The following is a 14539-nucleotide window of genomic DNA, read 5'->3' as shown; positions in this document are numbered from 1 at the left end:
CCCTGCCATCGACCGGCCCATTCGTGTGAGCCGTTCAACTTCCGTTCACCCGTGGTGGCGGCACACTTCACGTCGCGGTCCATCCGAGGCTCACCCTGGTGCGGAAGTCGATCACATGGCATCGTCCGTGTCAGCCGCGTCACGCGCACACCCCTGCCCGTGCGCGTCCGTCGCACACCACGCGCACAGTCCCGGGAGCCGCCCCATGACCTCAGCGAACCCCTCGCCGCTCTGGCAGCCCGACGCGGAACGCGTCGCCCGGGCGCGGATCACCGCGTTCCAGTCCTGGGCGGCCGAGCACCACGGAGCCCCCGCCGACGGCGGATACCCGGCCCTGCACCGCTGGTCCGTCGACGAACTCGAGACGTTCTGGAAGGCCGTCACCGAATGGTTCGACGTACGGTTCTCCACCCCCTACGCGCGCGTGCTCGGCGATCGCGCGATGCCCGGCGCCGAGTGGTTCCCGGGAGCCACCCTCAACTACGCCGAACACGCCCTCCGCGCGGCCGACACCCGCGCCGACGAACCGGCCCTGCTCCACGTCGACGAGACCCACGAACAGCGCCCGGTGACCTGGTCGGAGCTCCGCCGCCAGGTCGGCTCGCTCGCCGCCGAACTGCGCGCCCTCGGCGTACGCCCCGGAGACCGCGTCAGCGGCTACCTCCCGAACATCCCCCAGGCCGTCGTCGCCCTCCTCGCCACGGCCGCCGTGGGCGGCGTCTGGACCTCCTGTGCCCCGGACTTCGGCGCCCGCAGCGTCCTCGACCGCTTCCAACAGGTCGAACCCGTCGTCCTGTTCACCGTCGACGGCTACCGCTACGGCGGCAAGGAACACGACCGCCGCGACATCGTCGCCGAACTCCGCCGTGAACTGCCCACGCTGCGCGCCGTCGTCCACATCCCCGTCCTCGGCACCGAAGCCCCCGAAGGCGCCCTGGAGTGGTCCGCGCTGACCTCCGCGGACGCCACGCCGACCTTCGAACAGGTCCCGTTCGACCACCCGTTGTGGGTGCTCTACTCCTCCGGCACCACCGGCCTCCCGAAGGCCATCGTCCAGTCCCAGGGCGGCATCCTGGTCGAACACCTCAAACAGCTCGGCCTCCACTGCGACCTCGGCCCCGACGACCGCTTCTTCTGGTACACCTCCACCGGCTGGATGATGTGGAACTTCCTGGTCTCCGGCCTCCTCACCGGCACCACGGTCGTCCTGTACGACGGCAGCCCCGGCTACCCCGACACCGGCGCCCAGTGGCGAGTGGCCGAGCGCACCGGCGCCACCCTTTTCGGCACCTCCGCCGCCTACGTCATGGCCTGCCGCAAGGCCGGCGTCCACCCGGGCCGCGACTACGACCTCTCCCGCGTCCAGTGCGTCGGCACCACGGGCTCCCCGCTCCCACCCGACGGCTTCCGCTGGCTCCACGACGAGGTCCGCGAGGACCTCTGGATCGCCTCCGTCAGCGGCGGCACCGACGTGTGCTCCTGCTTCGCGGGAGCCGTCCCCACGCTCCCGGTCCACATCGGCGAACTCCAGGCCCCCGGCCTCGGCACCGACCTCCAGTCCTGGGACCCCAGCGGCAAACCCCTCGTCGACGAGGTCGGCGAACTCGTCGTCACCAACCCCATGCCGTCCATGCCGATCCACTTCTGGAACGACCCCGACGGCACCCGCTACCACGACAGCTACTTCGACACCTACCCCGGCGTCTGGCGCCACGGCGACTGGATCACCCTCACCTCCCGAGGCTCCGTCGTGATCCACGGCCGCTCCGACTCCACCCTCAACCGCCAGGGTGTCCGCATGGGCTCGGCCGACATCTACGAAGCCGTCGAACGCCTCCCCGAGATCAAGGAATCCCTCGTCATCGGCATCGAACAGCCCGACGGCGGCTACTGGATGCCCCTCTTCGTCCAACTCGCCCCGGGAGCAGCCCTCGACGAGGCCCTCCTCGACCGCATCAAGCGGACCATCCGCGAACAGCTTTCCCCGCGGCACATCCCCGACGAGGTCATCGAGGTCCCCGGAGTCCCGCACACCCTCACCGGCAAACGCATCGAGGTCCCCGTCAAACGACTCCTCCAGGGCACCCCCCTGGAAAAGGCGGTCAACCCCGGCTCCATCGACAACCTCGACCTTCTGCGCTTCTACGAGGACCTGGCCCGCAAACGAGCCTGACCCCTCGGGCGACCGCGTTGTCAGTGCCCCCGATTACTGTGAGTGAGAATTGATCGACTGCTCGCACAGGGGGAAAAGACATGGCACACACCAGCCACCAGAGCATGCGACGCGTCCTGCGCCGCGAGATCGCGGGCACCATCGGCCTGCTGGCCGACGAACACGACTTCACCGCGATGCGGCGCTACCGCAGCTTCACCTTCGACGACCACACGACCTATCTCCGACAGGTGGAAGCCCTGCTCAGGACCCTCGCCGCGCAGGGCAACCACACGACGGTCGCCCTCTTCGACCCGGAGGAGTACGCCGAGTTCTGCGCCGACACCGGCCTCGAACCGGACACCCCGTCCAGCCGCACCCGCTTCACCGCGGAACTGGCCACCACCGGCGCCGCCGTCCCGTACGAAGGACAGCCCCTCACCGAGCTCGTCCCCGAACTGATCGACGAAGCCGTCCGCCTCGCCACCTGGGAGTACGCGACCACACTCCTCGCCCAGATCGGCGACTGCGCCTCCTGCGGCGAGGACATCGGACGCGCCGCCTTCGCCCGTGCCATGCAGTTGCTCAGGCGCGTCCTCGACACCGCGGCCCCCGGCGAACGCCACCTCGTGTGCAGCGTCTCCGCCAAGCCCCAGGCACTGGCCGCAGTCCTGCACGCCGAACAGGACGACGAAGGAACCACCCGGCTCGACGAGTCGGAGGTCCTGGAGTTCGCCACGGTCCTGGCCCTCGGCATCGCCACCCGAAGCCCCGGCGGACTCGTCATGCGCACCACCACCCCCGACACGACCGACCGCGTCTACGGCTGGCGCCTGCGCGGCGAAGGCCTCGAACCCCTCACCGCGGGAGAGGTCTTCGACGCCTACTGCACCGACATGGAATCCGGAGACCTCGTCTCCCCGGAGTCCGGCGTCGACTACTGCACCCCACCCGACCTCGGGGACGATCTCGGCAGGGGAGGCCCGACCCCGGACGGACGGCACACCCACTGAACGGGCGAGGGGCGCCCCACCCACAGGTGGAGCGCCCCTCGACACCAGCCCGATCGCTGTGGGCCCTACTCGCCCGACAGCACCGCCTGCGCCGCGCTACGAGCCTCCTCGGCCGTGTCCGCCGCACGCGCGGCGGCCGCGGCACGCTCGCACTGCGCCAGCGTGTACTTCGCCAAGGTCGCCCGCACATACGGAATCGACGCCGCACCCATGGAAAGGGAGGTGACACCCAGCCCGGTCAGCACACACGCGAGCAGCGGATCCGACGCCGCCTCACCGCAGACACCACAGCTCTTGCCCTCGGCCTTCGCCGCCTCGGCGGACAGCGCGACCAGGTCGAGCAGCGCGGGCTGCCACGGATCCTGCAGCCGGGACACCGCACCCACCTGCCGGTCGGCCGCGAACGTGTACTGCGCGAGGTCGTTGGTCCCCAACGAGAGGAACTCGACCTCCCGCAGGATCGAACGCGCCCGCAGCGCCGCCGACGGAATCTCCACCATGGCACCGAACTTGGCCCGCAGCCCCGCCTCACGACAGGCGTCGGCGAACGCCTTGGCGTCCGTGCGGTCCGCGACCATCGGCGCCATGACCTCAAGGTAGACCGGCAAACCCTCGGCGGCCTTCGCGAGCGCCGTCAGCTGCGTGCGCAGCACCTCGGGGTGGTCGAGCAGCGTGCGCAGCCCGCGCACACCCAGCGCCGGGTTCGGCTCATCGGCCGGGGTCAGGAACTCCAGCGGCTTGTCGGCGCCGGCGTCGAGCACCCGCACGACCACACGCCCCTCGGGGAAGGCCTCCAGCACCTTCCGGTACGCCTCGACCTGCTTCCCCTCGGACGGCGCCGTCTTGCTGTCGTCCAGGAAGAGGAACTCGGTACGGAACAGCCCGACACCCTCGGCGCCGGCCTCCACGGCCGCCGGTACGTCTGCGGGACCACCGACATTGACCAGCAGCGGAACCTTGTGCCCGTCGGAGGTCGCCCCCGGCCCGCTCGATGCCGACAGCGCGGCCTTCCGCGCCGCCGCGGCGGCCTCCAGCTCGGCCTTCTTCTCCGCGCTCGGGTTCACGAAGATCTCACCGGTGCTGCCGTCCACGGCGATCACCGTGCCCTCGGCGAGCTCCCCGGCTCCCGGCAGCGCCACCACGGCCGGCACCCCCAGCGCCCGCGCCAGAATCGCGCTGTGACTGGTCGGCCCACCCTCCTCGGTGACGAAACCGAGGACGAGCGTCGGGTCGAGCAGTGCGGTGTCGGCGGGCGCCAGGTCACGCGCGATGAGGACGTACGGCTCGTCGCTGTCCGGCACACCGGGCATGGGAACCCCGAGAAGCCGGGCGACGATACGATTCCGCACATCGTCGAGGTCGGCCACGCGCCCCGCGAGGTACTCGCCGGCCCCCGCCAGCAGCGCCCGGTACGCGGCGAAGGCGTCGTAGACAGCGCGCTCCGCCGTGCTCCCCACGGCGACACGGCGTTCCACATCCGCCATCAGCTCGGGGTCCTGGGCCATCAGGGCCTGGGCCTCCAGTACGGCCTGGGCTTCGCCCCCGGCCAGGTTGCCGCGCGCGATCAGATCGGCGGCCACCGCGTCCACGGCCTTACGGGCACGTCCCTGTTCGCGCCCCGCGTCCTCCGCCGGGATCTGCTTGGCGGGCGGCTCCAGTACCGCTGTTCCCATATGCCGAACCTCGCCGATCGCCACACCGTGGCTCACACCGACGCCTCGCAGCGTTGTCTCCATCTCACCTGTCTCCGATAGTGCGGCGGGCCCCGCCGCCGCGGTGGTTGTGGAACTTGCGATCCGGTACGGCCCTGATCACTGCCAGCCGAAGAGCGTGTCGCCGGCCTTCACATCGCCGTCCTCGCGGAGTTCGGAGAGGGAGTCGGCCGTGGCCTCCAGGGCCACGACGGGGCAGACCGGGGACTTGCCCGCGGCCTCGACTGCGGCGGGGTTCCAGCGCACCACGGCCTGCCCGCGCTGCACGGTGTCGCCCTTGTTGACGAGCAGCTCGAAGCCCTCACCATTGAGCTGCACGGTGTCGATACCGAGGTGCGTCAGCACACCGTGCCCCTCACCGTCGACCACGACGAACGCGTGCGGGTGCAGGGAGACGATGACTCCGTCCACGGGGGCGACAGCCTCCCCCGCCTCACGCACGGGGTCGATCGCGGTGCCGGGGCCGACCATCGCTCCCGAGAAGACCGGGTCCGGTACGGCGGCCAGTCCGATGGCGCGTCCTGCAAGAGGGGACGTCACGGTGGTCATGGGAAGCCTCCCAGGTGGAGATCTATGAGGACACCGTCCCCGCTTGTCCCGGGACGGCGTGCTGAGCAGCAGGGTAGGTCAGATGAAGTACCCGTTCCGCACCATAGCTCCGCATTAGAGGTCTAGACCACCCCTCCAAGCGATTTGCACGGGCTCCGCGGCCCGATGTAGAGTCGTACACCTGCTTCGGGGCGAGCGGCACTTTGTGTCCGACCCCGGCAGCATCGAACTCGTTCAGATCGTTCAGATCCTATCCCGGGATCGTCTTCTGCATGTCTGCAGGATGGTGGTCAGGGGGCCGGAAAAACACTGATAGAGTTTGAAACACCGAAGGGAAGCGCCCGGAGGAAAGCCCAGGGAATTACTTGGGTGAGTACAAAGGAAGCGTCCGTTCCTTGAGAACTCAACAGCGTGCCAAAAATCAACGCCAGATATGTTGATACCCCGTTCCCGGCCGGTTTCCGGTTGGGGCGAGGTTCCTTTGAAGTAAAACACAGCGAGGACGCTGTGAACCATCGGATCATTCCTCCGGTGGTTCCGCTCTCGTGGTGTAGACCCGCGCTTTTCATTAAGCACAGTCGGGAAAACATTCACGGAGAGTTTGATCCTGGCTCAGGACGAACGCTGGCGGCGTGCTTAACACATGCAAGTCGAACGATGAACCACTTCGGTGGGGATTAGTGGCGAACGGGTGAGTAACACGTGGGCAATCTGCCCTTCACTCTGGGACAAGCCCTGGAAACGGGGTCTAATACCGGATACAACACTCTCGGGCATCCGATGAGTGTGGAAAGCTCCGGCGGTGAAGGATGAGCCCGCGGCCTATCAGCTTGTTGGTGAGGTAACGGCTCACCAAGGCGACGACGGGTAGCCGGCCTGAGAGGGCGACCGGCCACACTGGGACTGAGACACGGCCCAGACTCCTACGGGAGGCAGCAGTGGGGAATATTGCACAATGGGCGAAAGCCTGATGCAGCGACGCCGCGTGAGGGATGACGGCCTTCGGGTTGTAAACCTCTTTCAGCAGGGAAGAAGCGAAAGTGACGGTACCTGCAGAAGAAGCGCCGGCTAACTACGTGCCAGCAGCCGCGGTAATACGTAGGGCGCGAGCGTTGTCCGGAATTATTGGGCGTAAAGAGCTCGTAGGCGGTCTGTCGCGTCGGATGTGAAAGCCCGGGGCTTAACCCCGGGTCTGCATTCGATACGGGCAGACTAGAGTGTGGTAGGGGAGATCGGAATTCCTGGTGTAGCGGTGAAATGCGCAGATATCAGGAGGAACACCGGTGGCGAAGGCGGATCTCTGGGCCATTACTGACGCTGAGGGGCGAAAGCGTGGGGAGCGAACAGGATTAGATACCCTGGTAGTCCACGCCGTAAACGGTGGGAACTAGGTGTTGGCGACATTCCACGTCGTCGGTGCCGCAGCTAACGCATTAAGTTCCCCGCCTGGGGAGTACGGCCGCAAGGCTAAAACTCAAAGGAATTGACGGGGGCCCGCACAAGCAGCGGAGCATGTGGCTTAATTCGACGCAACGCGAAGAACCTTACCAAGGCTTGACATACACCGGAAACGGCCAGAGATGGTCGCCCCCTTGTGGTCGGTGTACAGGTGGTGCATGGCTGTCGTCAGCTCGTGTCGTGAGATGTTGGGTTAAGTCCCGCAACGAGCGCAACCCTTGTTCTGTGTTGCCAGCATGCCCTTCGGGGTGATGGGGACTCACAGGAGACTGCCGGGGTCAACTCGGAGGAAGGTGGGGACGACGTCAAGTCATCATGCCCCTTATGTCTTGGGCTGCACACGTGCTACAATGGCAGGTACAATGAGCTGCGAAGCCGTGAGGCGGAGCGAATCTCAAAAAGCCTGTCTCAGTTCGGATTGGGGTCTGCAACTCGACCCCATGAAGTCGGAGTTGCTAGTAATCGCAGATCAGCATTGCTGCGGTGAATACGTTCCCGGGCCTTGTACACACCGCCCGTCACGTCACGAAAGTCGGTAACACCCGAAGCCGGTGGCCCAACCCCTTGTGGGAGGGAGCTGTCGAAGGTGGGACTGGCGATTGGGACGAAGTCGTAACAAGGTAGCCGTACCGGAAGGTGCGGCTGGATCACCTCCTTTCTAAGGAGCATCTAGGTCTCGCAAGAGATCCAGAGCCACTACGCAGGCAAATGTTCTGCGGTGGTCAGCTCAAGGGTGGAACGTTGATTATTCGACCGGTTCACGGGTCGGAGGCTGTGAGTACTGTCCGCAAGGGCGTGGAAAGCATGATCTCCGGACGTCGATCGGGTCGGGCACGCTGTTGGGTGTCTGAGGGTATGGCCGTATGGCTGCCTTCAGTGCCGACCCCGGTAAAAATCCGTGTGAGCGGGTTGTGACGGGTGGTTGGTCGTTGTTTGAGAACTGCACAGTGGACGCGAGCATCTGTGGCCAAGTTTTTAAGGGCGCACGGTGGATGCCTTGGCACCAGGAACCGATGAAGGACGTGGGAGGCCACGATAGGCCCCGGGGAGTCGTCAACCAGGCTTTGATCCGGGGGTGTCCGAATGGGGAAACCCGGCAGTCGTCATGGGCTGTCACCCTTGCCTGAACACATAGGGCAAGTGGAGGGAACGCGGGGAAGTGAAACATCTCAGTACCCGCAGGAAGAGAAAACAACCGTGATTCCGGGAGTAGTGGCGAGCGAAACCGGATGAGGCCAAACCGTATGCGTGTGAGACCCGGCAGGGGTTGCGTATACGGGGTTGTGGGATCTCTCTTGATCAGTCTGCCGGCTGGTCGGCGAGTCAGAAACCGTATGGGTAGGCGAAGGACATGCGAAAGGTCCGGCGTAGAGGGTAAGACCCCCGTAGCTGAAATCTGTACGGCTCGTTTGAGAGACACCCAAGTAGCACGGGGCCCGAGAAATCCCGTGTGAATCTGGCGGGACCACCCGCTAAGCCTAAATATTCCCTGGTGACCGATAGCGGATAGTACCGTGAGGGAATGGTGAAAAGTACCGCGGGAGCGGAGTGAAATAGTACCTGAAACCGTGTGCCTACAAGCCGTGGGAGCGTCGCGTATCGAGCTTTGCTCGGTGCGTCGTGACTGCGTGCCTTTTGAAGAATGAGCCTGCGAGTTTGCGGTGTGTTGCGAGGTTAACCCGGGTGGGGTAGCCGTAGCGAAAGCGAGTCCGAACAGGGCGACTTTAGTAGCACGCTCAAGACCCGAAGCGGAGTGATCTAGCCATGGGCAGGTTGAAGCGGAGGTAAGACTTCGTGGAGGACCGAACCCACCAGGGTTGAAAACCTGGGGGATGACCTGTGGTTAGGGGTGAAAGGCCAATCAAACTCCGTGATAGCTGGTTCTCCCCGAAATGCATTTAGGTGCAGCGTCGTGTGTTTCTTGCCGGAGGTAGAGCACTGGATAGGCGATGGGCCCTACCGGGTTACTGACCTTAGCCAAACTCCGAATGCCGGTAAGTGAGAGCGCGGCAGTGAGACTGTGGGGGATAAGCTCCATGGTCGAGAGGGAAACAGCCCAGAGCATCGACTAAGGCCCCTAAGCGTACGCTAAGTGGGAAAGGATGTGGAGTCGCACAGACAACCAGGAGGTTGGCTTAGAAGCAGCCACCCTTGAAAGAGTGCGTAATAGCTCACTGGTCTAGTGATTCCGCGCCGACAATGTAGCGGGGCTCAAGCGTACCGCCGAAGTCGTGTCATTCATACAATAGGGCCAACGCCTGTATGGATGGGTAGGGGAGCGTCGTGTGCCGGGTGAAGCAGCCGCGGAAGCGAGTTGTGGACGGTTCACGAGTGAGAATGCAGGCATGAGTAGCGATACACACGTGAGAAACGTGTGCGCCGATTGACCAAGGGTTCCTGGGTCAAGCTGATCTGCCCAGGGTAAGTCGGGACCTAAGGCGAGGCCGACAGGCGTAGTCGATGGATAACCGGTTGATATTCCGGTACCCGCTGTGAAGCGTCAAACATTGAACCAGGCGATGCTAAGTCCGTGAAGCCGTCCCGGACCCTTCGGGGAAAGGGAAGTGGTGGAGCCGACGGACCAGACTTGCAGTAGGTGAGTGATGGGGTGACGCAGGAAGGTAGTCCATCCCGGGCGGTGGTTGTCCCGGGGTAAGGGTGTAGGACGTCAGGTAGGTAAATCCGCCTGGCAATAGTCTGAGACCTGATGCCGAGCCGATTGTGGTGAAGTGGATGATCCTATGCTGTCGAGAAAAGCCTCTAGCGAGTTTCATGGCGGCCCGTACCCTAAACCGACTCAGGTGGTCTGGTAGAGAATACCGAGGCGTTCGGGTGAACTATGGTTAAGGAACTCGGCAAAATGCCCCCGTAACTTCGGGAGAAGGGGGGCCATCACTGGTGAGAGGACGTGCTCCTCGAGCTGGGGGTGGCCGCAGAGACCAGCGAGAAGCGACTGTTTACTAAAAACACAGGTCCGTGCGAAGCCGTAAGGCGATGTATACGGACTGACGCCTGCCCGGTGCTGGAACGTTAAGGGGACCGGTTAGTCACTCTTCGGGGTGGCGAAGCTGAGAACTTAAGCGCCAGTAAACGGCGGTGGTAACTATAACCATCCTAAGGTAGCGAAATTCCTTGTCGGGTAAGTTCCGACCTGCACGAATGGCGTAACGACTTCTCGACTGTCTCAACCATAGGCCCGGTGAAATTGCACTACGAGTAAAGATGCTCGTTTCGCGCAGCAGGACGGAAAGACCCCGGGACCTTTACTACAGTTTGATATTGGTGTTCGGTTCGGCTTGTGTAGGATAGCTGGGAGACTTTGAACTCTGGACGCCAGTTCAGGGGGAGTCGTCGTTGAAATACCAGTCTGGTCGTGCTGGATGTCTAACCTGGGTCCGTGATCCGGATCAGGGACAGTGTCTGATGGGTAGTTTAACTGGGGCGGTTGCCTCCCAAAGGGTAACGGAGGCGCCCAAAGGTTCCCTCAGCCTGGTTGGCAATCAGGTGTTGAGTGTAAGTGCACAAGGGAGCTTGACTGTGAGACCGACGGGTCGAGCAGGGACGAAAGTCGGGACTAGTGATCCGGCGGTGGCTTGTGGAAGCGCCGTCGCTCAACGGATAAAAGGTACCCCGGGGATAACAGGCTGATCTTCCCCAAGAGTCCATATCGACGGGATGGTTTGGCACCTCGATGTCGGCTCGTCGCATCCTGGGGCTGGAGTCGGTCCCAAGGGTTGGGCTGTTCGCCCATTAAAGCGGTACGCGAGCTGGGTTTAGAACGTCGTGAGACAGTTCGGTCCCTATCCGCTGCGCGCGCAGGAATATTGAGAAGGGCTGTCCCTAGTACGAGAGGACCGGGACGGACGAACCTCTGGTGTGCCAGTTGTTCTGCCAAGGGCATGGCTGGTTGGCTACGTTCGGGAGGGATAACCGCTGAAAGCATCTAAGCGGGAAGCCTGCTTCGAGATGAGTATTCCCACCCACTTGATGGGGTAAGGCTCCCAGTAGACGACTGGGTTGATAGGCCAGATATGGAAGCCCGGTAACGGGTGGAGTTGACTGGTACTAATAGGCCGAGGGCTTGTCCTCAGTTGCTCGCGTCCACTGTGTTGGTTCTGAAACCACGAACAACCCCATTCCCTTGTTTGGTCACGGGGGATGGTGCGGTTGAGTGTTTCATAGTGTTTCGGTGGTCATAGCGTGAGGGAAACGCCCGGTTACATTCCGAACCCGGAAGCTAAGCCTTACAGCGCCGATGGTACTGCAGGGGGGACCCTGTGGGAGAGTAGGACGCCGCCGAACTCCTTTTAGAGCTCTGGCTCTTGGGCACACTGCCCAAGAGCCAGAGCTTTTTTGCGTTGAGGTAGGGTCAGGGGGCATCGTTGGCTCATTTCCCACAGGAGGCCCCCGGGTGGAGGTACAGGAGACCCGGGTCCAGACGGACCGGGTCCTCACCATCCCGAACATTCTCAGCATGGCGCGGCTCGTTGGCGTGCCCGTCTTCCTGTGGTTGGTTCTCTGGCCCGAGTTCGGCGGCCCCAAGGTCGACGGCTGGGCCTTCCTGGTGATCGCTCTCAGCGGCGTCAGCGACTATCTGGACGGCATGCTGGCGCGGCGCTGGAACCAGATCAGCAGTCTTGGCCGGCTTCTCGATCCCGCAGCTGACAGGTTGTACATTCTGTCAACTCTGGTGGGACTCACCTGGCGCGAGATTCTGCCATTGTGGTTGACCGCTGTACTGCTCTTGCGGGAACTGGTCCTGCTGGTGATGGTGGGCATCCTCAGGCGGCACGGCTATCCGCCGCCGCAGGTGAACTTCCTCGGGAAGGCGGCTACCTTCAACTTGATGTACGCCTTCCCGTTGCTGCTGCTCAGTGACGGAAGTGGATGGATCTCGTCACTCGCTGCTATTTTCGGATGGGCGTTCGCCGGATGGGGTACAACGCTGTACTGGTGGGCAGGAATCCTCTACGTGGTTCAGGTCCGCCGACTCGTCAGTGCGGACGCCATGGCCGATTGAGCCCGCCCGATTGAACGGCCGTAGAGGCTCGATGGCCCGCGTCGGACATATGCGGGACAATCTGGACGGGTGAAGTCGGCTAGACCGTGTCTCTTCAAGGAGGACGCTTCCGACATGAAGGCCGTCGTGATGGCCGGAGGTGAAGGCACACGCCTTCGCCCCATGACCTCGAGCATGCCCAAGCCGCTCCTGCCCGTGGCGAACCGCCCGATCATGGAGCACGTACTGAGGCTGCTCAAAAGGCATGGGCTCAACGAGACCGTCGTTACTGTCCAGTTCCTGGCGTCACTCGTCAAGAACTACTTCGGTGACGGCGAGGAGCTCGGCATGGAGCTCACCTATGCCAATGAGGAGAAGCCACTCGGTACCGCCGGGAGCGTCAAGAACGCCGAGGAAGCGCTGAAGGACGATGCGTTCCTCGTCATCTCCGGCGATGCCCTTACCGACTTCGACCTCACCGAGCTCATCAATTTCCACAAGGAAAAGGGTGCGCTGGTCACCGTCTGTCTGACACGGGTGCCGAATCCGCTGGAATTCGGTATCACCATCGTGGACGAGGAAGGCAAGGTCGAGCGGTTCCTGGAGAAGCCGACCTGGGGTCAGGTCTTCTCGGACACCGTCAACACGGGCATCTATGTGATGGAGCCCGAGGTCTTCGACTACGTCGAGGCCGATGTTCCCGTCGACTGGTCCGGCGATGTCTTCCCGCAGCTCATGAAGGAGGGCAAGCCGGTCTACGGCTATGTCGCCGAGGGCTACTGGGAGGACGTCGGTACGCACGAGAGCTATGTGAAGGCCCAGGCCGACGTCCTCGAGGGCAAGGTCGACGTCGAGCTCGACGGGTTCGAGCTCTCGCCGGGTGTGTGGATCGCCGAAGGCGCCGAAGTGCACCCCGACGCCGTGCTGCGCGGGCCGCTGTACATCGGGGACTACGCCAAGGTCGAAGCCGGCGCCGAGATCCGTGAACACACCGTCGTGGGCTCGAATGTCGTCGTGAAGAGCGGGGCCTTTCTGCACAAGGCCGTAGTCCACGACAACGTCTACATCGGGCAGCACAGCAATCTCCGCGGATGTGTGGTCGGCAAGAACACCGACATCATGCGGGCCGCGCGGATCGAGGACGGCGCCGTCATCGGCGACGAGTGCCTCGTCGGCGAAGAATCGATCATCCAGGGGAACGTACGCGTCTATCCCTTCAAGACGATCGAGGCCGGCGCCTTCGTCAACACCTCGGTGATCTGGGAGTCCCGGGGACAGGCGCATCTGTTCGGCGCCCGTGGAGTCTCCGGCATCCTGAACGTGGAGATCACCCCCGAGCTGGCCGTGAGAATCGCCGGAGCGTACGCCACGACGCTCAAGAAGGGCTCCACGGTCACCACTGCCCGTGACCACTCCCGAGGTGCTCGTGCGCTGAAGCGGGCGGTCATCTCGGCGCTGCAGGCCAGCGCCATCGACGTACGGGATCTGGAGAACGTACCGCTGCCCGTCGCGCGGCAGCAGACCGCGCGGGGCAGTGCCGGCGGGATCATGATTCGGACGACGCCGGGGGTTCCGGACTCCGTCGACATCATGTTCTTCGACGGGCAGGGCGCCGATCTGTCGCAGGCCAGCCAGCGAAAGCTGGACCGGGTGTTCGCGCGGCAGGAGTACCGGCGGGCGTTCCCGGGAGAGATCGGGGACCTGTATTTCCCGGCCAGCGTGTTCGACTCGTACACCGGGTCGTTGCTGCGGAACGTCGACACGACCGGGATCGCCGAGTCGGGGCTCAAGGTCGTCGTGGACGCCTCCAACGGCAGCGCCGGACTCGTGCTTCCGAGTCTGCTCGGCAAGCTGGGTGTCGACTCGCTGACGATCAACCCCGGTCTCGACGAGTCGAGGCCGACGGAGACGGGCGACATGCGGCGGTCGGGGCTGGTGCGGCTGGGCGAGATCGTGGCGTCCTCGCGGGCCGCGTTCGGCGTGCGGTTCGACCCGGTCGGTGAACGGCTCTCGCTCGTCGACGAGAAGGGGCGGATCGTCGAGGACGACCGGGCCCTGCTGGTCATGCTGGACCTGGTGGCCGCGGAACGGCGGAGCGGGCGGGTGGCGCTGCCGGTGACCACCACGAGGATCGGTGAGCAGGTCGCGGCGTACCACGGCACTCAGGTCGAGTGGACGACCACCTCGCCTGACGACCTCACGCGGGTCGGCGGCGAGGAGACGACCATCTTCGGCGGTGACGGACGCGGTGGCTTCATCGTGCCGGAGTTCAGCAGCGTCTTCGACGGCGCGGCGGCCTTCGTGCGGCTCATCGGACTGGTGGCGCGCACGCAGCTCACGCTCAGCCAGATCGACGCCCGGATTCCCCGGGCGCACGTCCTGAAGCGGGATCTCGCGACACCGTGGGCCGTCAAGGGCCTGGTGATGCGACGGGTCGTGGAAGCGGCCGGGGACCGCTTCGTCGACACGACCGACGGTGTGCGGGTCGTGGAGACGGACGGTCGGTGGGTGATGGTCCTGCCGGACCCGGCCGAGGCCGTCACGCATCTGTGGGCCGAAGGGCCCGACGACGCCTCCGCGCAGGCTCTGCTCGACGAGTGGTCGACGGTCGTGGACAGCGCCGGCCGCTGAACCGCCTCGCACGCGCGCGTGCCGG

The 14539-nt window shown here is 64.3% G+C and carries 6 protein-coding genes and 3 rRNA genes; 7 read left to right on the top strand and 2 right to left on the bottom strand.

All coding sequences use genetic code 11. The annotated features are described in order from the left end of the window. The first annotated feature begins 205 nt into the window (after positions 1-205). A complete protein-coding gene (locus OG202_RS09205; protein ID WP_328222586.1) occupies positions 206-2173 on the top strand; it encodes an acetoacetate--CoA ligase in 1968 nt (655 codons plus the stop codon). Positions 2174-2253: 80 nt separating this feature from the next. After that, positions 2254-3165, top strand: coding sequence for a hypothetical protein (locus tag OG202_RS09200; protein WP_328222585.1), 912 nt, complete (start codon positions 2254-2256; stop codon positions 3163-3165). A 65-nt stretch (positions 3166-3230) separates the two neighbouring features. Here the strand turns inward: OG202_RS09200 and ptsP are convergent, their stop codons facing one another. Both ptsP and OG202_RS09190 read right to left on the bottom strand, forming a co-directional pair. Continuing rightward, positions 3231-4901, bottom strand: coding sequence for a phosphoenolpyruvate--protein phosphotransferase (gene ptsP, locus OG202_RS09195; RefSeq protein ID WP_326584201.1), 1671 nt, complete (start codon positions 4899-4901; stop codon positions 3231-3233). Between the two features lie 75 nt (positions 4902-4976). Beyond that, complete coding sequence (locus OG202_RS09190; protein WP_326584202.1) at positions 4977-5426, bottom strand: PTS sugar transporter subunit IIA; 450 nt, start codon at positions 5424-5426, stop codon at positions 4977-4979. A 589-nt stretch (positions 5427-6015) separates the two neighbouring features. Between OG202_RS09190 and OG202_RS09185 the strand changes: the two genes are divergently transcribed. The 5 genes from OG202_RS09185 (at position 6016) to OG202_RS09165 (ending at position 14514) form a co-directional block, all read left to right on the top strand. After that, positions 6016-7542: ribosomal RNA gene (locus OG202_RS09185) — 16S ribosomal RNA — on the top strand. A gap of 307 nt (positions 7543-7849) precedes the next feature. Continuing rightward, positions 7850-10973: ribosomal RNA gene (locus OG202_RS09180) — 23S ribosomal RNA — on the top strand. Positions 10974-11069: 96 nt separating this feature from the next. Then, positions 11070-11186, top strand: a 5S ribosomal RNA gene (rrf, locus tag OG202_RS09175). Together the 16S, 23S and 5S rRNA genes form the textbook arrangement of a ribosomal RNA operon. 109 nt (positions 11187-11295) lie before the next feature. Continuing rightward, on the top strand, positions 11296-11904 hold the full coding sequence (locus tag OG202_RS09170; protein WP_033528917.1) for a CDP-alcohol phosphatidyltransferase family protein: 609 nt from the start codon (positions 11296-11298) through the stop codon (positions 11902-11904). A 114-nt stretch (positions 11905-12018) separates the two neighbouring features. Next, positions 12019-14514 carry a mannose-1-phosphate guanyltransferase gene (locus OG202_RS09165; RefSeq protein ID WP_326584203.1) on the top strand — a complete coding sequence of 832 codons (2496 nt, stop codon included), beginning with the start codon at positions 12019-12021 and terminating at the stop codon, positions 14512-14514. Positions 14515-14539 lie beyond the last annotated feature (25 nt).

Origin of the sequence: Streptomyces sp. NBC_00310 (assembly GCF_036208085.1) — a bacterium.
Taxonomy (GTDB): Bacteria; Actinomycetota; Actinomycetes; order Streptomycetales; family Streptomycetaceae; genus Streptomyces.
Note: the sequence above shows the minus strand (reverse complement) of the source record. Positions and strands in the feature narration are given on the sequence as shown.